A 19,460-nucleotide genomic window follows, 5' to 3' on the forward strand; every position below is an offset into this window, starting at 1 on the left:
AGCAGCGCCTACCGAAGGCGGCGGGGGATACGCGAAGACTGCTGGCTGCTGCCGCGAAGTTGCGCCGATGGCGGGTTGTTGGATGGATGGCGTGGTGTAACGCGCTATCGGCGAAACAACGCGCTAGCGAGTGGTGGGGAGTGCGGTGGTGGTAGCCGCGAGGGACAAAGGCCCCGGCCCCACCCAGGACGTGCCTGGGTGGGGCCGGGGGAGTGCTAGGTCGTGGTTACTTGATGGACTTCAGGGCGAAGTCCTCGACGACCGGCTCGCCTGCCAGCAGGCGGGTGGTGCGGGTTTGGGGCTTGTAGCCGTCCTTGGCGGCGATGAGGGTGAGGGGGTTGTTGCGGCGGTCCAGCCAGTAGGCGTACTTGCCCTGGTTGTCCGTGATGAAGGTGTACGACTGCGCCCAGGAGTCGACCTGGACGATCGCACCCGGCAGCGGGGCGGTCGCGCCGGAGGTGGCTACCCCGGTGACGGTGCCCAGCAGCTTGCTCCAGGTGTTCGGCGGGGTGACGTTCATGGTCACGCCGACCGCGTCCACGGAGTACGGGGTGTTCTCGCCGATGGTCACCGAGCCGAGGTACTTGCCCGGCTGGTCGACGCTGGCGTTGAGCGTCACCTTGACGGTGGTGCTGGCACCCGGGGCCAGGGTGGCCTCGGTCTTGTCGATGCTCAGCCAGCTGACGTCGGCCGACGACTCGGAGCAGTCCTCGAGACCCGGCAGGGCCTCACTGTCCACGGTCGCGGTGAAGCCGCCGGACGAACCACCGACCTTGTAGAAGCCGCACGCCGCCCCACCGCGGTACCGCGGCATGTTGGCGTTCGGCAGCGCGGCCCAGGTACCGGCGGCCGGGTCGAACGCGAAGCCCGCGTTCGTCACGGCACCGGTCTGGACACCGCCGACGACGAGCAGCTTGCCACCGGCGACGGCGAAGGATGCCGCCCAGTGGTCGGCCGGGGCGTCGGCGATCGGCGACCAGGAGTTCGCGCTCGGGTCGTACACGTAGGACGCCTTGTGGGCGGCCGAGCCGTCGTTACCACCCGAGCAGTACAGCTGCCCGTCGATCGCGCCGCAGGAAGCGAACGCCACCGACTTCGGGTAGTTGGCCTTGGTCTCCCAGATGTTGCTGGCGGCGTCGTAGGCGACGACCGTGTTGGACATCGGCGTGCAGGACGACGTGGTGCAGCCACCCACGGCGTACAGCTTGCCGTCCAGGACCGCCTGGCCCGCGGCGGCCCGCGGCGCCGGGTTGGCGGCGAGGGCGGTCCAGGTGTTGGCGGCCGGGTCGTACGCCCAGGTGCCGGCGTCCGGTCCGGAAGCGCCCCAACCGGAGCTGGCGATGATCTTGCCGCCGACGGCGCCGACGGTGATCGCGTTCCGCGCGCCCGGCAGCGGGGCGATCGCGGTCCAGGCCAGCGTGGCCGGGTCGTACACGTAGCTGTTCGCGGTCGACGCACTCCCGTTGCCGCCGGCAATCGAGTAGATCTTGCCGTCCAGGTTGACGACCCGGTTGTCCATCACGGTGGCCGGGTAGTCGGCGATGTCGGCCCACGGCGCCGCGAGCGGCTTCGCGACGGCCGGCTTGCCGGCCATCTTGCCCGCCAGCTGGTTGGCGAACGAGGTCTCCACCGCGAGCCGCTGCAGCGGGGCACCGTCGCCGGACAGCACGTCCGCCTTGGTGGTCCTGCTGCCGTCCGCGTTCTCGATCTCGAACCCGCCGTCGCGCTCACCGAACTTCACGTCCACCGGCGCGCCGCCGGTGTTCTTGACCGTGAAGGACTTGGTGACCTTGCCGGTGGGCATCTTCAGGGTGGCGTCGATCGCGCCCGGGGTGACCGACAGGCGGCCGGCCGCGAGCGAGAAGTCGGCCGCGGTGACCCAGTCGGCCTCGACGTCGACGCTCTGGCTCGAGGCGACGTAGTTGCCGGCCTTGGCGGTGTAGCCGTGGGCGCCGGAGTCCGCCGAGTAGAGCCAGTAGAAGCCGTCGTTCAGGCCGCTGTCGTCCGGCGTCGCGACCGTGGTCGCGGTCTCGGTCGCCTTGTCGTCACGGGTGACGACGGCGCCGTTGACGAACCCGCCGGTGTTGGCGTCCTTCACGTTGCCGACGACGAGGCCGCCGCCGACTGGCTCACAGGTGACGGCGCTGCCGACGAGGACGTTGTCGACCTGCCACCACCATTCGTACTGGGCGTCGTAGTAGTGGAAGCGGACCTGCACCGCGGCCTGGCCGGCCGCCTGCGGGATCGCGATCTCCTTGACGCCGCGGGTGTCGGCGGCCTGGCTGACCAGGGTGGTCCAGGTGGTCCCACCGTCGATCGACAGGTCCACGTCGGCCTTCTCGCCGCCGAGCCAGTTCAGGTCCTGGTTGAACTTGACCACCGGGGTGGCCACGTCGGTCAGGTCGATCACCGGGCTGACCAGCGAGGTGTCCTGCTGCTGGCCGGAGCCGTACTCGTCGCTGTCGACGATGGCGAAGCCGCCGGAACCGCCGGACAGGTTGCCCCGGTTGCCCAGGTCCTCGAACTTCCAGGTCTGGCCGTTGCCCTTGTTGTCCACCACGGTCCAGCCGCTCGGCGTCGTCTTCGCGTCGAACGTCTCGTAGACCCCGTCGGAGCCGTACTTGTAACCGGGGGCGGTGGTGCAGGCGTCACTGCGGACCGGCACCGCGACGTTCTTGGTCAGGTTGCCGGTGCCGACCGCGATCGGCTGGCTGACCGTCTGGTAGCCCGGGTACTGCGCCTCGACCTTGAGCGTGTACGACGCGCTCGACGGCACCTTGAAGCTGTACCGGCCGTTGGTCGGGGTGGTGTAGTCGAACACGCCACCGGGGCCCTCGACGCTCACCTTCGCGTACAGCGGCCAGCCGTGGCCGGAGCCGTCCGTGATGGTGCCGCCGACGTTGACCGTCGGAGCGGCCTCGAGGCTGAAGTTCTTCGTGGTGGTGGCGTTCGCGGTGATCGTCGCGGTCGCGGTCTGGCCCTTGTAGCCGAACGCGGCGATCGTCAGACCGTACTCACCGGCGGGCAGGACGGCGGAGTACGCGCCGTCGGTGCCGCTGGTCAGGGCGCGGTCGGGCTGGCCCTCGGCGGTGACGGTGACCGTCGCCCCCGGGAGCGCGCTGCCGTCGGTCTTGGTGACCTTGCCGGACAGCGTGCCGGTGTCGCCGATCGGGGCGGCGTTCAGCAGCGCGAGCGCGTCCAGCCGACCCTCACCGTAGACGTTGTTGTCGTCCGTGGTGCCGCCGCACTGGCTGTCCGCCTTGTCGACGGCCGAGTTGTCGAGCAGCGCACGGGTGGCCGTGACGTCGCCCTTCAGTGCCGGCGAGGCGGCCCACAGCAGCGCGACGGTGCCCGCGAGGTGCGGGGACGCCATCGAGGTGCCGTTGAAGCTCGCGTACGCGTTGCCCGGAACGCTGGAGCGCACGTTGACGCCCGGCGCCGAGAGGTTCGGCTTGATCTCACCGTTCTGCCCGACCCCACGGCCGGAGAACGACGCGATGTTGTTGTTGATGTCGTAGGCGCCGGCCGAGTAGTTGCTGACCAGGCTGCCCGGAGAGCCGCTGGTCTGGCAGGCGGGGCCGCTGTTCCCGTTCGACCAGGCACCGAAGATGCCGGAGGCCGTCCAGGCCAGCGTGATGTCCTCCATGAACGGGTCGTTGGAGGGCAGCGTCGAACCCCACGAGTTGTTGATGATGTTCGGCCGCTTGCTCGCGTCCGGGTTCTGCCCGGCGAGGTTGGTCGGCTCCAGCATCCACTCACCGGAGGTGATCAGCGCGGCGTCGCTCGGGCAGCAGCCGTTCGCGGCGATCCACTTCACCCCGGGGGCGACCCCGATCTGGTTACCGGCGCCGTCGTCCCCGGCCATCGTGCCCATCGTGTGGGTGCCGTGGCCGTTGTTGTCGGCGGGCGCGCTCGGCGAGGTGCCGGCCGCGTCGAACCAGTTGTAGTTGTGGTCGAACTGGCCGCCGCCCAGGTTGCCCCGGTAAGAGCCGACCAGCGCCGGGTGGTCGTACTGGACGCCGGTGTCGATGTTGGCGATGACGATGCCCTCGCCCTTGTCGCCGTACTGCGACCAGACGTCGTCGGCGTTGATGTTCGCCAGGCCCCACTCGAGCGAGTTGATCTGCCGCTCGTCCTTGCCCTGGGTGACCTTCGGGACCTCGATCGTGGTCGGGTTGTAGATCCCCTCCACCTCGGCGTGCCCGGCCAGGTTCTGGGCCAGCGTCAGCGAGCCGCTGGAGACGCGGATCGCGTTGGTGCCCCAGAACGCCTGGTACTTCACGTGTTGCGAGTCCAGTTCGGCCTTCACCTTGGCCTGGCTCTCCGCGGCGGTCTTCTTCAGCGCCGCGGCGACCGCGGTGCCCCGCTGGGTCCAGTCCGTGATCGTGCTCGCCTTGCTGAGGTCGGCCTTGGCGGTGAACCGGACCCAGTAGTCCGTCGCCTCCTTGGCGTCCTTGCCCTCGAGCTTGGCCATCACCTCAGGCTTGATCTTGCTCGCCGGGGTGGCCTCCGGCTTCGTGGGCGGTGCGGCCTGGGCGGCCAGGCCGGACGCGGCGAGACCGGTCGTGACGACCGCGACCGCCGCGAGGGCACCCACCAGTGATCTGGCGAGTCCCCTTCGTCGTTGATGTGACATTGCAGCCCCTCACTTGACATCCCCGAGTCGGCCCCCGAGCCAACGTGCGGAGGATCGGGGTTCGCAGGCTGAACCGGTTCTGCGAACGCACCGTGCCCCCCAGGTCGCGAGGTGTGACGCCTCGGACCCGATTGGGACCTTATGTGTCAGATGTGAACGTGAACAAGCACAGTTCGTGAGCAAGATGTCACTAGCGGTTCGGGCATTCTGGGCAAGTTCGGTCAGAGTTTGGCAATCCGTTGACGATTCGAGGCAGCGGTTGACATCGTGATCGAATGGTCACCGCCCGTGTTCCCGCCCCGAGCGACGGCGCCCTGGATCTCAGCTCGACCCAGCAGCCGTTCCCGCTGCTCATCGCCGTCGCCGCCTCGCTGGACGAACGTGTCCGGCTCGCCGAACTCGTCGACGACGTCGCGCCGCTGCTGCTCGTGTCCAGCCTCGACGAACTCCGCAAACTCCTCACGCCGGCCACCCAGCCCCCGGTGCCGCCCGAGCAGCCCGAGCCACCCGAGCCCGAGCCCGAGGCCGAACCGGTCGCCCGGCCCACGGCTGCCCGCGGTCCGGGACCCGCGCACCGGGCCGGACCGGACGTGCTCGCGATCGACTCGGCCAGGTCGGTCGCGCAGTGGCGGGGCCGGGAGGTGCCGTTGACCGATCTCGAACACGACCTGCTGACCCGGTTGATGACCGAGCCGGTGCGGGTCTGGACGTACGAGGCGCTGCATCAGGCGGTCTGGCGGAACCGGCATCAGCGCGGGACCGCGGACGTGCACTCACTGGTGAAGCGCTTGCGGCGCAAGCTGGACGAGCTGGGCACGACGGTCACCATCGACGCCGTCCGCGGTACCGGGTTCCGGCTGGCCGATCACCAGCGGCCGGCCATCAGGGGTCTGCGCGCCGGCTGACGGCAGGTCAAGCGTGCCGGGCCGGTCCGGTGGCGTACGGCTTGAGCTTGGTGACGAGGTCGGGACCGTCGACGTACTGCGGATACTCCTTCGCGGTGGTCTGCGGCGACCGTGGACAGGCCGACTGCGAACCCATCACCGTGAAGGTCGTGACCGGCCGCCCGGTCGACGCCTCGAACAACCGGTAGAGGAACCGGGTCCGCCGGACGTTCACCGTCTTCGTGGTCCCGTCGGCCTGCTGGTACGTGCACTGGTCGACGATCTTGCCGCGGTACTTGCCGTCGACGTACTCGCAGAGCACCAGCTGGGTCGCCATGATCGGCCCGCTGGCCGCGTTCCAGGCCAGTGGCAGCTCGGGGGAGAAGTCGTAGGAGTACATCTGGACGAGCTGCACCGGGTGGATCCCGGAGCCCTTGTACGCGCGCATCCGGCGGCTGAGCGGACGGACGGCGCGCGGGTTGAAGGGCTGTCCTCCGCACGCGGCGTGCCGGGCCGCATCGAAGGCGGACGTGGTCGGCGGAGGACTGGGGGTGGGCGACGGGGTCGGGGTCGAGGGCGACGGCGGAGGCGCCGCGCCGGAGTCCGAGCCGCAGGCCGTACCGGCCAGGACGACACCGATCGCCACCACGGCGGCCATCGCCTTCCGTGACCGCCTCGATACGTGCATGCGGTGAGACTAGCGACGCGGCGGGCCAGGTCCCCGCTGTTGGCAGGGACCTGCCCCGATCCGCAGGATCTTGCTGTGCCTACGCCTGCCCGCGGCGGACGGCGAGGATGTGCGCCGGGTCGCCGTTCGGGTCGAGGCGGACGTAGTTCTGCTGGCCCCAGCGCCAGGTGGCGCCGCTGACCTCGTCGTAGACGGTGAAGGTGTCCTCGGGACGCATGCCGAGCGCGGCCATGTCGAGGTGCACCATCGACTCGCGGACCGAGTGCGGGTCGGTGTTGACCACGACGATGACGGTGTCGGTGTGGCCGTCGGCGCCGGTCACGCGCTTGGAGTAGCACATGATCGCGTCGTCCTCGACGTTGTGCAGGCTCAGGTTGCGCAGTTGCTGCAGGGCCGGGTGCCGGCGGCGGACGTTGTTGAGCAGCGTCAGGTACGGCGCCAGCGTGCGGCCCTCGCGCTCGGCCGCCTCCCAGTCCCGCGGCCGGAGCTGGAACTTCTCGGTGTCCAGGTACTCCTCGGAGCCCGGCCGCAGCGCGACGTGCTCGAACAGCTCGTACCCCGCGTACACGCCCCAGGCCGGCGACGAGGTGGCGGCGATCGCGGCCCGGATCTTGAACGCGCCCGGCCCGCCGTACTGCAGGTAGGCGGTCAGGATGTCCGGCGTGTTGACGAAGAAGTTCGGCCGCAGGACGTGCCCGGTCTCCTCGGTCAGCTCGCGCAGGTACTCCTCCAGCTCCCACTTCTCGTTGCGCCAGGTGAAGTAGGTGTACGACTGGTGGAAGCCGACCTTGGCCAGCTCCCGCATCATCGGCCGGCGGGTGAACGCCTCGGACAGGAAGACCACGTCCGGGTCGGTCTTGCGGACCTCGCCGAGCAGCCACTCCCAGAAGTTCACCGGCTTGGTGTGCGGGTTGTCGACCCGGAACACGGTGACGCCGTGCGAGATCCACAGCTTCACCACCCGCAGCACCTCGGCGTAGATGCCCTCGGGATCGTTGTCGAAGTTGATCGGGTAGATGTCCTGGTACTTCTTCGGCGGGTTCTCCGCGTACGCGATCGAGCCGTCGGCGCGGACCGAGAACCACTTCGGGTGCTCCTTGACCCACGGGTGGTCCGGGGACGCCTGCAGGGCCAGGTCGATCGCCACCTCGAGCCCGACCTCGCGGGCCCGGGCGACGAAGTGGTCGAAGTCCTCGAAGGTGCCGAGCTCGGGGTGGATCGCGTCGTGGCCGCCGTCCTCGGAGCCGATCGCCCACGGCGACCCGGGGTCGCCCGGCTTCGGGTCGAGGGTGTTGTTCGGGCCCTTGCGGAAGGCCGTCCCGATCGGGTGGATCGGCGGCACGTAGAGGATGTCGAAGCCCATCGCGGCGACCGCGTCGAGCCGCTTCGCCGCGGTCCTGAAGGTGCCCGACTTCCACGCACCGGTGGACTCGTCGAACTCGGCGCCCTCCGACCGCGGGAAGAACTCGTACCAGCTGCCGTAGAGCGCGCGCTCGCGGTCCACCCAGACCGGGTACGTCTCGGACGACGTGATCAGCTCGCGCACCGGGTAACGGCCGAGGGCGGCGCGGACCTGCGGCGAGATGCCGGCGGCGAGCCGGGCCTCGGGCGGCAGCGCGCCGTTGGCCAAGGCGTGCGCGGCGTCGGTCAGGGTGGCCCGGTCCAGCCGCACCGCCGGCGGTACCCCGGCCGCGGCCCGGTCGAAGAAGGCGGCGCCCTCGGCGAACATCAGGTCGACGTCGAGCCCGGCCGGCACCTTGATCTCGGCGTTGTGCCGCCAGGTCCCGTACGGATCGCTCCAGCCCTCGACCGCGAACGTCCAGGCGCCCTGCTCGGTGAGGGTCACCTCGACGGTCCAGCGGTCGGTGCCCTGGCCGACCGGGCTCATCAGCATCCGCCGGGTCTGCCCGGACGGGGAGGTCAGCACGACGTTCGCGTTCACCGCGTCATGGCCCTCCCGGAAGACCGTGGCCGCGATGGTGAACGTCTCGCCGACCGAGGCCTTGGCCGGATACGCTCCGGCGTCGACGGTCGGGGTGACGTCGGTGATCGGGATGCGCCCAGTCATGGTGGTCGATGAACTCGCTTTCCGACTCGCGGATGGAACAACGGCAGTGACAGGTCTGACGTTATCGGTTCCCGGACGCAGACCACGTCATGCGGGCATCACGGTTCGGTCCACACTGCGGAACGTCGTCGCTCACACCCCGCGACGAAGCCTGCAAGAACTTGCTCGCGTTGCAAAATCGATGCATCCCGAGGGTGCCCGGGGCACCTTGGGCCGGTACGGTGTCCCGGTGCGAGCGATACGACGATTCTCCGTCCGCCCTGTCCTGCCCGAGCCGCTGACCGGCCTCGGCACCCTGGTGAACAACCTGCGCTGGGCCTGGCACCCCGAGACCCAGGACGTCTTCGAGGCTGTCGACCCGCAGCTGTGGCGCAGCACCGGTGGCGACCCGGTCAAGCTCCTCGGCGAGGTCCCGGCGGCCCGGCTCGACGAGCTGGCGAACGACCCCGCGTTCCTGCGCCGGCTCGAGCTGGCCGTGTCCGACCTGACCGGGTACGTGTCCGACCACCGCTGGTTCCAGGCCGACGCGGGTTCCCCGGTCAGCTCGGTGGCGTACTTCTCCCCTGAGTTCGGCATCACCCACGTGCTGCCGCAGTACTCGGGTGGTCTGGGCATCCTGGCCGGCGACCACCTGAAGGCCGCCAGCGACCTCGGCGTCCCGCTGATCGGTGTCGGGCTGCTCTACCGGCACGGCTACTTCGCGCAGTCGCTGAACCGCGAGGGCTGGCAGCAGGAGCGGTACCCGCTGGTCGACCCGGACGGGCTGCCGATCACCCTCCTCCGCGATGGCGACAAGCCGGCCACGGTCACCCTGACCCTGCCGGGCGGCCGGCAGCTGCACGCGCAGATCTGGGTCGCCCAGGTCGGCCGGGTGCCGTTGCTGATGCTCGACTCCGACATCGAGGAGAACGAGCCCGCCGAGCGCGAGGTCACCGACCGGCTGTACGGCGGCAATACCGAGCACCGGCTGCTGCAGGAGCTGCTGCTCGGCGTCGGCGGCGTGCGCGCGGTCCGGACGTACTGCCGGATCACCGGCCACGCGGCGCCGGAGGTGTTCCACACCAACGAGGGGCACGCCGGCTTCCTCGGCATCGAGCGGATCCGCGAGCTCGCCGCCGACCAGGGCCTGGACTTCGACACCGCGCTCGAGGTGGCCCGTGGCGGCACCGTGTTCACCACCCACACCCCGGTCCCGGCCGGCATCGACCGGTTCCCGGTCGAGCTGATCCAGCAGCACTTCTCGCCGGACGTGTTCGGCGACGTGCCGATCGACCGGATCCTCGGCCTCGGTGCCGAGGACTTCGAGGGCGGCGACCCGGGTGTGTTCAACATGGCGATCATGGGCCTGCGGCTGGCCCAGCGCGCCAACGGCGTGTCCAAGCTGCACGGGGTGGTCAGCCGGGGGATGTTCTCCGGGCTGTGGCCGAGCTTCGACCCGGCCGACGTGCCGATCACCTCGATCACCAACGGCGTGCACGCGCCGACCTGGGTGGCCCGGGAGATCCACGACCTGACCTACGCCCGGACCGACACGGCCGAGTCCGACGGCATCTTCGAGGGCCTGGACAAGACCACCGACGCGCAGATCTGGGAGACCAAGCGGGTTCTGCGGCAGCGGTTCATCGACGACACCCGGGCCCGGGTCCGGGCGTCCTGGCTGAACCGGGGCGCCAGCGAGGCCGAGCTCGGCTGGGTCGACGAGATCCTCGACCCGGACGTGCTGACGATGGGCTTCGCCCGCCGCGTCCCGTCGTACAAGCGGCTGACGCTGATGCTGCGCGACCCGGCCCGGCTGAAGGCGCTGCTGCTGCACCCGGAGCGGCCGGTGCAGATCGTCATCGCGGGCAAGGCGCACCCGCACGACGAGGGCGGCAAGAAGCTGATCCAGGAGATGGTCCGGTTCGCCGACGACCCGGAGATCCGGCACCGGATCGTGTTCGTGCCCGACTACGACATCGCGCTGGCCCAGCCGATGTACCCGGGCTGCGACGTCTGGCTGAACAACCCGCTCCGCCCGTACGAGGCGTGCGGCACGTCCGGTATGAAGGCTGCGCTGTGCGGTGCGCTCAACCTGTCCATCCGGGACGGCTGGTGGGACGAGTGGTACGACGACGAGTTCGGCTGGGCGATCCCGTCCGCGGAGGGGATCGAGGACACCGACCGCCGCGACGACCTCGAGGCGCACGCGCTGTACGACCTGATCGAGAAGCAGGTCGCGCCGCGGTTCTACGACGGTGAGGTGCCGGGCCGCTGGATCGAGATGCTGCGGCACACGATCAAGGAGCTCGGCCCGAAGGTGCTCGCCACCCGGATGGTCCGCGACTACGTCGAGCAGCTGTACGTCCCGGCCGCGCGCTCGTCGCGGCAGCTGAACGCGACGTACGACGGCGCTCGGGACCTGGCCGGCTGGAAGCGCAAGGTCCGCGAGGCCTGGCCGCAGGTCCGGGTCGACCACGTGGAGCTGCAGGGACTCGGCGACGTGCCGCAGCTCGGCACCACGGTCGGCATCCGCGCGTTCGTGTCGCTGGGTGAGCTGACGCCCGAGGACATCGACGTCGAGGCGCTGCACGGCCGGGTCGACTCGGCCGACGAGATCAAGGACGCGGTCGGCGTCTCGCTGCGGCTGGCCGAGACCTACGAGGGCAACCGGCACCGGTTCGAGGGCGAGCTGAAGCTGGACCGCACCGGCCCGTTCGGCTACACCGTCCGGGTGCTGCCGAAGAACGGCATGCTGGCCAGCTCCGCCGAGCTCGGTCTGGCCGCCGGCCCGTCCGACCCCGACGACCCGGAGTCCCCGGACCTGCCGGCCGGCTCGGAGTTCTGACAGGTCCCATGCACCACGAGGGGCGCCACCCGACAACGGGGGTGGCGCCCCTCGTGCATGTCCTCACGGTTGCCGTGGTCACGCCCTCCACTGCCGGGTGACCGGGATCCGGGCCGCCGCGCCGACGGCGACGTCGTACCGGTAGCCGGCGTCCGGGTCCGTCCCGAGGTAGCTGCGGATCAACGTGGTCTCGCCGAGATCCAGCTCGACCGTCCGGCCACCGGATTCGCGCGCACCCACGATCCGGTACACCGCGTTCCGGACCCCGTCGTTGTCCACGTACACGTACTGCCCGGCGAGACCGGCGATCGTCCCGGCGGGCGGCTTCGCGGGCAGGGTCAGGACCAGCCGGTTGGTGGAACTCAGCTCCCGGGTGAAGTCCTGCACGGTCCCCGTGAGAGCCGGTGCCGGAGCGGTCATCGCGGCCGCGGCACCAGGAGCCGGCAGCCCCGGATTCAGCAAGGTCGACCCGTGGCTGAACGCGAACTCCCCACGCCCTTGCCGAACCGCGAGCACCCCGAACGAACCACGGAAGGTGAACTGCCCGTCGACCCGGAAGGTCAGGTCGGTCCGCAGCGAGCCGATCACGTAGTCGGTCCGGCCGTTGGCGAGCTCCACCTTCACCGCGGCCACTTCGTGCTCGGCCCAGGTGCCGTCGTCGGACGTCACCGGGACCCGGCTGATCCGGCTGATGACCGGGGTCCCGACGTACGGCTCGAACACCGTGACGAACTGGCTGGCCAGATTCGTCCCGCGCCGCCGCCCGATCAGGTACCGCAGGCTCTTCGGGTTGCCCGGCTTGTTCCGGGGCGGCACGCCGTCGGCCAGCGCGACCTCCTCGAACTCGGTCAGCAGGGTTGCCCGCAGATGCAGGTCCGGGTCGGTCGGATGCACGTTCCAGGTGTCCTTGACCGCGTAGTCGAGGGTGAACCCGGGAGCCGGCGCCGTCGCCCGCGAGACGTTGCCGAGCCAGTCGAACCCGTTCGCCGTCGGCCGGGCGGGCGCGGTGTCGGGCGGCTGCTGGATGGTGGGTCCCGCGTACGTCCCGGTCGGTTGTGCGACCAGGTCGAGGCCGGTACTGGTCACCGGCCCCTCGGCGGCGTGCAGGGAGAAGTGGTGTTGGTTGCCTCCGGCAACGCGGAAGACGTCGACCGCGTACGCGTTCTGCGCGTCCACCCGGATCAGCGCCGTCGCCCGCCGGTACAGCGACGCCTGCGAGTACACGGCGGGGGCCGCGACGTCGGCGAACTTCACGTTCTCCCCGTCGGCGAACCCCATCGGCAGGCCGACGATGTTGGGCTTCTGCGGGGACGCGTCGACCACCACCGTGTTGTGCGCGATCGTGTTGCCGTTCCACTCCGCGCGCCGGTTCGACCGGTCCGCGAACTCCGGGTAGCCGAGGTCGGGGAGCAGGTCGACGCCGAACGCCCACAGCCCCAGGTTGAGGGTGTCCTTGTGCCCGTGCCCGGCGGTGCGCCCGTAGTACAGGCTCGCCGCCCGGCCCTGCGCATCGCTGCCGTCGCGGAGTGCGGCGAACCCGTACCCGGTGTGGTTGTGGCTCTTGAGCGCGAGCGGACCGGTGTGCTCGACGATCTGCTGGATCTTCTCGGCCGTCCCGGCGACGTCGGTGCTGTAGAGATCGCCGTACAGCCCGTCGGCACTGTTCCCGTTCAGCAGGTACGCCGCCTGCGCGTCCTCGGGTCGCTGGTACCGCTCGAAGGCGCGCACGTGGTCCCGGGCCGTGCCGAGCAGACCCGGGTTACCGGTCGAGCCGCTGTCCCCGATCGGCGGCACGTACCGGTTCAGCATGGTCGGTGCGAGCCGGGCCCGGTGCATCATCGCGAACTTCGGATGCGCGTACAGATCCGCGGTCGGGTAGCGCGAGTACCCGGCCAGGATGTCGGCGATGCCCTTGACCTGGTCGATCCACAGGTCGTTGTAGTGCGGCGCGGCCTCGTTGCCGTTGCCGTCGCGGTCCACGTCGTCGACCAGGGTCCCGGACACGTCGCCGCCGGTGATCTCCTTGCGCGTCGGCGTGTTGATGAACTCGCCGGGCTGGAAGACGAAGTCGATCCACTGCGGTGAGGCCACCGGGTCGTCGAGGACCACGGCCGCCATCGCGAGCGTCGACTGGTGCATACCGAAGTTGCCGCGGATCTTGGCGGCCCGGACGGCCGGCTCGATCTGGCGCAGCACGCCGGTCTCGATGTTGGCCCGGATCGCGGCCGGGCTGTCCTTGGCCGGTAGCCCGTACCCGGTCGCCTTCGCGGCCAGGAACGGGACCACACCGGCCTCGTCCGTGGTCGCGATCGCGGGGAAGAACGCGTCGTACGCCGCGGCCACGTCCCGGATCAGCGAGGTCTCCCAGATCGAGCCGATCACCTTGCCGAGACCGGTCAGGCCGTCGGAGTGCAGGTACCCCTCGCTGCGCGGGTACGGCGCGGTGTCCATCGCCGGGTAGACGTCGGCGATCCGGTCCAGCATCACCAGGCCCGCGTGGGCGTGCCGCAGGTCGCCGGTGAGCAGGTACGCGTCCCGCAGCGTGGCCAGATGGCCCACCACCGAGGTCGGCCCGTACCAGGCGAACCAGTGGTTGTAGTACGCCGCGAACGTCCACTTGTTGCCGTCGGCATCGATCCAGCCGAACCCGTCCTCGACGCCCCAGTCCGGGCCGCGCTCGGGGTAGAGCGTGTTCACCAGGTACTGCGGGTCGCCCCGGTCGCGGTCGAAGTTGCCGTGCTCGTCCAGGCCGCTCTGGTAGAACGCCCAGAAGTCGTTGGTGGGGAACACGTAGTCGCTCGACGGGTCGACCAGCTTCCACGGACGTCCGTAAGGGTCCGCCCGCCACGGGTAGTTGCCGAACTCGTAGATGTCCGTGCCCGTGATCGGCGAGCCGAGCAGCTGGTTCACGGCGTAGCTGCGGGGGAGACCCTGGGTGGTCACCGCTGACCAGATCCAGTCGTCGCCCTTGCCGAGCAACCGGTCGGCGCCGGTCACCGCGGTGTCGCGGAGCTGCTGCGCCCAGGCGTACCGGGCGACGTTCTCGCGGGCGGCACGGACCCGCTCGGCCGTGTAGTAGGTGGTGGCCGTCTTGACCGGTCCGGCCGCCGGGGTGGCCGGAAGTCCGGCGGCGGCTGCGCTGGTGGCGGTGCCGAGGACGGTCCAGCTCGGCACGGCCGCGGCGGCGCCGGCCAGGACCGAGCCGCGCAGGACCGTGCGGCGGGAGAGGGGAGGTTCGTGAGTCATCTGCTGGACTCCTTGACCCGAGTGAGTTACGGATGGCAGTGTGACGCTATTACGGACGACCGATACAGGCAATGTGTCGGGCGCATTATTCCCACCAGGCTGCTCGCGCCGGGCCGGCCGCCCGGGCTCGACCGACGAGGAGTAGTTGCACATGGCAAGGAATCTGACGAACGCCGCGGCCCTGTTCGGGTCGGCGCGGAAGGTGATCGCCGGTGGGGTATCTAGCGACGCCCGCCGCTCCGCCGGGACGCCGCTGTACGTCGACCACGCGGCCGGGTCCCGGCTCTGGGACGTGGACGGCAACTCCTACCTCGACTACGTGCTGGGCCAGGGCCCGTCCGTCCTCGGACACTGCCCACCCGAGGTGGTCGGGGCCGTCGCCGACCAGGCCGGCCGTGGCATGTCGTACGCCGCGCAGCACCGGCTCGAGATCGAGGTCGCGGAGCGGCTCTGCTCGATGGTGCCGTCGGCCGAGCTGGTCAGGTTCAACAGCGTCGGGTCCGAGGCAGTGCACGGCGCGCTGCGGCTGGCGCGGGGCCACACCGGGCGGCCGAAGGTGCTGAAGTTCGAGGGGCACTACCACGGCTGGTTCGACCCGGTGCTGTACTCCCTGCACCCCGCGCTCGACCAGGCCGGTTCCGCCGACGCGCCCGTCCCGGTGCCTGGGACCCTCGGTCAGCCGCCGTCGGCCGAGGGCGATCTCGTCGTGGTCCGCTGGAACGACCTCGACGCGCTGAAAGCCACCATGGCCGAGCACCGCGGCGAGCTCGCGGCCGTGATCATGGAGCCGATCCTGTGCAACAGCGGCGCGATCCTGCCGTCGCCCGGCTACCTCGAAGGGGTCCGGGACCTGTGTGACGAGCACGGCACGTTGCTGATCTTCGACGAGGTGATCACCGGGTTCCGGGTCGCACCCGGTGGCGCCCAGGAACTCCTCGGCGTGACGCCCGACCTGGCCACCTTCGGCAAGGCGATGGCCGGTGGCATGCAGGCGTCGGCGCTCGTCGGCCGCGCCGCCGTGATGGAGACGATCGCGTCCGGCAAGGTCGGCCACGCCGGTACCTTCAACTCGCACCCGGTGGCGATGGCCGCGGCGAACGCCACCCTGACGATCCTGGACGAGCAGCGCGACGCGCTGTACGGCCGGCTGGAGACGAACGGCCGCCGGCTGATGGCCGGGCTGCGCGAAGCCGCCGCCGCGGCCGGGATCCCGTTGCTGGTCGACGGAGTCGGGGCCGCGTTCCAGACCTACTTCACCGAGGCCACCGAGGTGCGCGACTACCGGGACTTCGCCGGGATCGACCGCGCGCTGGCGGCCCGGTTCCACGCCGAACTGCAGGACCGCGGGGTCAACATCGTGCCGCGCGGTCTGTGGCTGTTGTCGACCGCGCACACCGAGGACGACATCGAGGAGACGCTGCGGGCGGTGACCGCCGCCCTGGCCGCGCTCTGACGGTCATCACGGGGGAGTACCGAAGCCGTTCCCTTCGAGTTCTGCCGTACCCCGATCCGCTGGAGGTAGCCCGATGCAGTCCTTCCGCCCATCCGGACCGAACCGCCGTGACTTCCTGCGCGTGAGCGGCCTGACCGCCGCTGGCGTGATGGCCGGTTCTAGTCTGCTGACCCCGTCCGCGCACGCCGCGACGGTCGACTACACCGCCCGCCGGACCTTCGACGACTGGGACCGCCTGTTCCAGCAGGGGTCACCCGGTCAGCCGGACCAGCCCAACGACAACACCAACGCCGACGGCCGGTCCGGGATGCTGGCGTGGAGCCAGTCGTACGTGCTGCTCGGCCTGGTCCGGATGTACGAGACCTACAAGGCCCCGTACTACCTGGACCGGCTGATCGAGAACATCGACCAGGTGCTGTCGGTTCGCGACAGCGAGCGCGGCGTGACCGACTACCGCGGCCGGTCCGAACCGGCCTGGCGCGCCGACCACCCGTACACGGTCGGCTTCACCACCTTGAAGGACGCCGACGGCCGGCCGACGCTCGAGGTCCGGTCGGGCTTGTCGTACGCCGACACCACGACCGTGTCGGTCCAGGCCGGGTCCCGGGCCGGGACCTTCACGCTGAAGTTGGTGAACACGCAGACCAACCGGACCGAGACGGCTGCGAACCTGACGATGGACCCGTCGAGCCCGGACTACGCGGTCACGCGGGTGTACCAGGCGCCGATCGGCCCGCTGATGGTGACCGTTCGCGATGTCCGGGAGAGTCCGGCGGCCGCGGGCGATCCGGTGACCGGGAGCTTCCCGTTGCTGTCGGCACCGGTCATCTTCGCCGTCCACACCGGCATGATCACGTACCCGATCGCGAGCTTCGTCCGGATCGTCCGGCAGAGCCCACCCTTGCTCGCGAATCCGCGGTACCGGGCGAAGGCGGCCGAGTACCTGGCCGCGGTCCGGGACGCGGTCGCCGTGCACGACTGGGAGTACCGCGAGACCGACGGCGAGGGGTGCCTGATCTGGCCGAAGAGCCAGCCGTTGCCGTACGACGGGTGCGAGCAGCCGCTCAACCAGTCGGTCGGGCTCGGCCAGACCCTGGTCGAGCTGGCGATCGTGACCGGCGACCCGACGTACCGGCGCAAGGTCGCGGCGATGGCGAAGATGTTGTCGCGGCAGCTCGCCGTGGACGCCGGTGGTGCGTACAGCTGGCACTACTGGCCTGCCGGCGGTCACGTCTACGACGGGTTCGCCAAGACCGGTTCGCCGGCGACCGACGTGTCCGTCTTCACGCCGGAGGGCCGGGGCGCGAAGCAGTTCGAGGACATCAGCCACGGTGCGATCGACGTCGAGTTCGCGGTCCGGGCGTTCCGGGCCAAGCTGGGCTTCACCGGCCAGGACATGGTCCGGCTCGCCCGGACATACACGCAGAACGTGGCGATGACCGACGCGGCCGGGTTGCCCTCGATCCACACCACGGTCGCCGGGACCGGGACGGGTGCGGCCTCGGTCGCGCACCAGGCGCCGCGCTGGATGCAGGTGGCGCCATGGAGCCCGGAGGTGCACCGGCACAGCCTCGCGCTGTACGACCGGTACCGGCCGACGCCCGAGGTCGACGGTCAGCAGGCGATCGGGTTCGGCTGGTTGCTCGGCAACGTCGCCTACCTCAACTGGGGCGCGAAGTTCGGCGCCTGACGGTCAGCCGACGCTGACGCGATGGCCGGTGTCGAGAGCCTCGTGCGCGGCCGCCAGCACGGCGGTGACGTGGCGGGAGCTCTCGATCCCGGCCAGCGGTTCGCGGCCGGTCCGGACGCAGTCCACGAAGTGCTCGACGGCGAACGGGTACGACCCGCGCAGGACGCCGTGGATCTCGCTCTCGATCATCGTCCGCGGATAGCTGAAGGACTCCGGGGTCGCCGCGAGCACGCCCTCCTTCTGCCGGTCCACGTGCACCGTGCCGCCCTCGGCGACGACGCTGAGGTAGCTGTCGATCATGGTCGGGAACGTCTCCGGATTGACCCAGCCCGATTCGAAGGTCGCCACCGCGCCGTTGCCGAACCGGGCCTGGATGACGATCGCGTCCGGGGTGTCGATCCCACGGGCCGCGAGCAACCCGGTCCGCCCCATCGCCTGTACCTCGGTCACCTCACTGCCGAACAGCCAGCTGACCAGGTCGATGTCGTGGCCGGACAGGAACCACGCGCAGGTGGTCCGCTCGGCCCAGCGCAGCATCGAGGTCGGGACGTCGATGGTGTCGTGCTTGCGGGAGTACCCGCTGATCGGGGCGCCCATCGTGGTGAGCAGCTGCTTGGCCTTCGCGTTCACCGGCAGCCAGCGATGGTTGTACAGGCACATCGCCTTGACCTCGGCGTCGCGGACGGCGGCCACCATCCGGTCCGCGTCGGCGAGGGAGGTCGCCAGCGGCTTCTCGATGAGGACGTGCAGGCCGGCCGCCGCGGCCGCGACGGTCGGATCCGCGTGCAGGTGGTCCGGCGTCATCACGGCGACCGCGTCGCACTCACCGGACGCGATCAGGGCCTCGTAGTCGTCGTACGCGGTCACCTTGCTGCCCTGCAACGCCTGCTGCTCGGCGGCGAGCCCGTCGGCGCTGGCGCGGGTACGGCTGCTCACCGCGGTGACGGTTGCGTACGGGGTCTGGGCGAGGACCTTGCCGGTGAGGGCGGCCATCGCGCCGGTCCCGACCAGCCCGAACCGGACCTGCTCCATGGCGGCGTCCTCTCAGCCGAAGTGGACGTCGTTCTCGAGCGTGCCGAGGCCGTCGATCGTCGCGCGCATCACGTCGCCCTCGGCCAGCGGCGCCAGGCCGGCCGTGGTCCCGGTCGCGATCACGTCACCGGGCAGCAGCGTCATGCCGTCGGACAGGTTGGCGATCAGTTCGGGGATGCCGTAGACCATCTGGGCTGTGTTCGCCTGCTGCCGGACGGCCCCGCCGACCTCGAGCCGCATCTGCAGCGCGCCGGGGTCGGGGATCTCGTCGGGCGTGACCAGGTACGGGCCGAGCGGGGCGAAGGTGTCGAATCCCTTGGACTGGTCCCAGGGCACGTTGCGCTCGATGTTCACCAGCTGCAGGTCGCGCGCGGTCATGTCGTTGATGACGGTGTACCCCGCGACCGCCTCGGCCCAGCGCTCGGCCGGCAGGTCCCGGGTCGGGCGGCCGATGACGACCGCCAGCTCGACCTCGTGCTCCAGGTGCCGGGTCCGGCGCGGCGCGACCACGGTGGTCCGGTGCCCGGTCAGCGCCGACGGCGGCTTGAAGAACAGCACCGGCTCGACCGGTACCTCGAGGTTGCTCTCCTCGGCGTGGTCGCGGTAGTTCAGCGCCAGGCAGCAGACCTTGGTACAGGTCGCGACCGGCGGCTCGAACAGCACCTGCTCCGCGTCCAGCAGCTCGGCGGCGCCCAGCTCCTCGACCGCACGAGCGAGCTCGTCGCCGGGGAACCGGGCGATGAGCGCGACCGGGTCGGCCAGGCCGCTACGGTCGAGCGCGGACAGCGGGACCAGCTTCCCGTCGGACTGGCGGGACACCAGCTCCACCTCGTGGCCGGGAGCTCTGCGAACGCGGGCGAACTGCACGGATGCCTCCTCGTACGGGTCGGTCCGGCCGAGTCCCGCGGGACGTTCTTGCCCCCGCCTCGCCGAACTGCC

10 protein-coding genes are annotated in these 19,460 nt (G+C 70.5%); 4 read left to right on the forward strand and 6 right to left on the reverse strand.

Features of this window, described 5'->3' with window-relative positions:
• Nucleotides 1-226: 226 nt before the first annotated feature.
• The gene (locus FB561_RS33550) at nucleotides 227-4,597 is read right to left on the reverse strand and encodes a S8 family serine peptidase (RefSeq protein ID WP_238335282.1); all 4,371 of its coding nucleotides are present in this window, start codon (nucleotides 4,595-4,597) and stop codon (nucleotides 227-229) included.
• A gap of 314 nt (nucleotides 4,598-4,911) precedes the next feature.
• Between FB561_RS33550 and FB561_RS33555 the strand changes: the two genes are divergently transcribed.
• Nucleotides 4,912-5,541 (forward strand): winged helix-turn-helix domain-containing protein, encoded by a 630-nt coding sequence (locus FB561_RS33555; protein ID WP_145814042.1) that lies wholly within the window; start codon nucleotides 4,912-4,914, stop codon nucleotides 5,539-5,541.
• A 7-nt stretch (nucleotides 5,542-5,548) separates the two neighbouring features.
• On the opposite strand, the gene FB561_RS38390 is transcribed toward FB561_RS33555, so the two are convergent.
• Nucleotides 5,549-6,208: a hypothetical protein gene (locus tag FB561_RS38390; protein WP_202880987.1), complete on the reverse strand. Its 660-nt coding sequence runs from the start codon at nucleotides 6,206-6,208 to the stop codon at nucleotides 5,549-5,551.
• Between the two features lie 79 nt (nucleotides 6,209-6,287).
• The gene (locus tag FB561_RS33565; RefSeq protein ID WP_145814043.1) at nucleotides 6,288-8,276 is read right to left on the reverse strand and encodes an alpha-1,4-glucan--maltose-1-phosphate maltosyltransferase; all 1,989 of its coding nucleotides are present in this window, start codon (nucleotides 8,274-8,276) and stop codon (nucleotides 6,288-6,290) included.
• 229 nt (nucleotides 8,277-8,505) lie between these two features.
• Between FB561_RS33565 and glgP the strand changes: the two genes are divergently transcribed.
• Complete coding sequence (gene glgP / locus FB561_RS33570; protein ID WP_145814044.1) at nucleotides 8,506-11,100, forward strand: alpha-glucan family phosphorylase; 2,595 nt, start codon at nucleotides 8,506-8,508, stop codon at nucleotides 11,098-11,100.
• 78 nt (nucleotides 11,101-11,178) lie between these two features.
• Here glgP and FB561_RS33575 read toward each other — a convergent pair whose 3' ends face one another.
• Nucleotides 11,179-14,346, reverse strand: a complete 3,168-nt coding sequence (locus FB561_RS33575) for a heparinase II/III domain-containing protein (RefSeq protein WP_145814045.1) — start codon at nucleotides 14,344-14,346, stop codon at nucleotides 11,179-11,181.
• Nucleotides 14,347-14,497: 151 nt separating this feature from the next.
• Between FB561_RS33575 and FB561_RS33580 the strand changes: the two genes are divergently transcribed.
• Together FB561_RS33580 and FB561_RS33585 are read left to right on the forward strand one after the other, a co-directional pair.
• Nucleotides 14,498-15,799, forward strand: a complete 1,302-nt coding sequence (locus FB561_RS33580; protein WP_145814046.1) for an aspartate aminotransferase family protein — start codon at nucleotides 14,498-14,500, stop codon at nucleotides 15,797-15,799.
• A gap of 73 nt (nucleotides 15,800-15,872) precedes the next feature.
• Nucleotides 15,873-17,489: a twin-arginine translocation signal domain-containing protein gene (locus FB561_RS33585; RefSeq protein WP_145814047.1), complete on the forward strand. Its 1,617-nt coding sequence runs from the start codon at nucleotides 15,873-15,875 to the stop codon at nucleotides 17,487-17,489.
• 3 nt (nucleotides 17,490-17,492) lie between these two features.
• On the opposite strand, the gene FB561_RS33590 is transcribed toward FB561_RS33585, so the two are convergent.
• Both FB561_RS33590 and FB561_RS33595 read right to left on the reverse strand, forming a co-directional pair.
• On the reverse strand, nucleotides 17,493-18,521 hold the full coding sequence (locus FB561_RS33590) for a Gfo/Idh/MocA family protein (RefSeq protein ID WP_145814048.1): 1,029 nt from the start codon (nucleotides 18,519-18,521) through the stop codon (nucleotides 17,493-17,495).
• A 12-nt stretch (nucleotides 18,522-18,533) separates the two neighbouring features.
• Nucleotides 18,534-19,388 carry a fumarylacetoacetate hydrolase family protein gene (locus FB561_RS33595; protein ID WP_202880988.1) on the reverse strand — a complete coding sequence of 285 codons (855 nt, stop codon included), beginning with the start codon at nucleotides 19,386-19,388 and terminating at the stop codon, nucleotides 18,534-18,536.
• Nucleotides 19,389-19,460: the final 72 nt, after the last annotated feature.

Source organism: Kribbella amoyensis (assembly GCF_007828865.1).
GTDB lineage: Bacteria > Actinomycetota > Actinomycetes > Propionibacteriales > Kribbellaceae > Kribbella > Kribbella amoyensis.

What these genes read in the sequence shown, in the direction of transcription:
- FB561_RS33565 (WP_145814043.1), bottom strand. Translation starts at nt 8,276, where the DNA reads ATGACTGGGCGCATCCCGATCACCGACGTCACCCCGACCGTCGACGCC.
- FB561_RS33555 (WP_145814042.1), top strand. Translation starts at nt 4,912, where the DNA reads ATGGTCACCGCCCGTGTTCCCGCCCCGAGCGACGGCGCCCTGGATCTC.
- FB561_RS38390 (WP_202880987.1), bottom strand. Translation starts at nt 6,208, where the DNA reads ATGCACGTATCGAGGCGGTCACGGAAGGCGATGGCCGCCGTGGTGGCG.
- FB561_RS33590 (WP_145814048.1), bottom strand. Translation starts at nt 18,521, where the DNA reads ATGGAGCAGGTCCGGTTCGGGCTGGTCGGGACCGGCGCGATGGCCGCC.
- FB561_RS33575 (WP_145814045.1), bottom strand. Translation starts at nt 14,346, where the DNA reads ATGACTCACGAACCTCCCCTCTCCCGCCGCACGGTCCTGCGCGGCTCG.
- FB561_RS33580 (WP_145814046.1), top strand. Translation starts at nt 14,498, where the DNA reads ATGGCAAGGAATCTGACGAACGCCGCGGCCCTGTTCGGGTCGGCGCGG.
- FB561_RS33585 (WP_145814047.1), top strand. Translation starts at nt 15,873, where the DNA reads ATGCAGTCCTTCCGCCCATCCGGACCGAACCGCCGTGACTTCCTGCGC.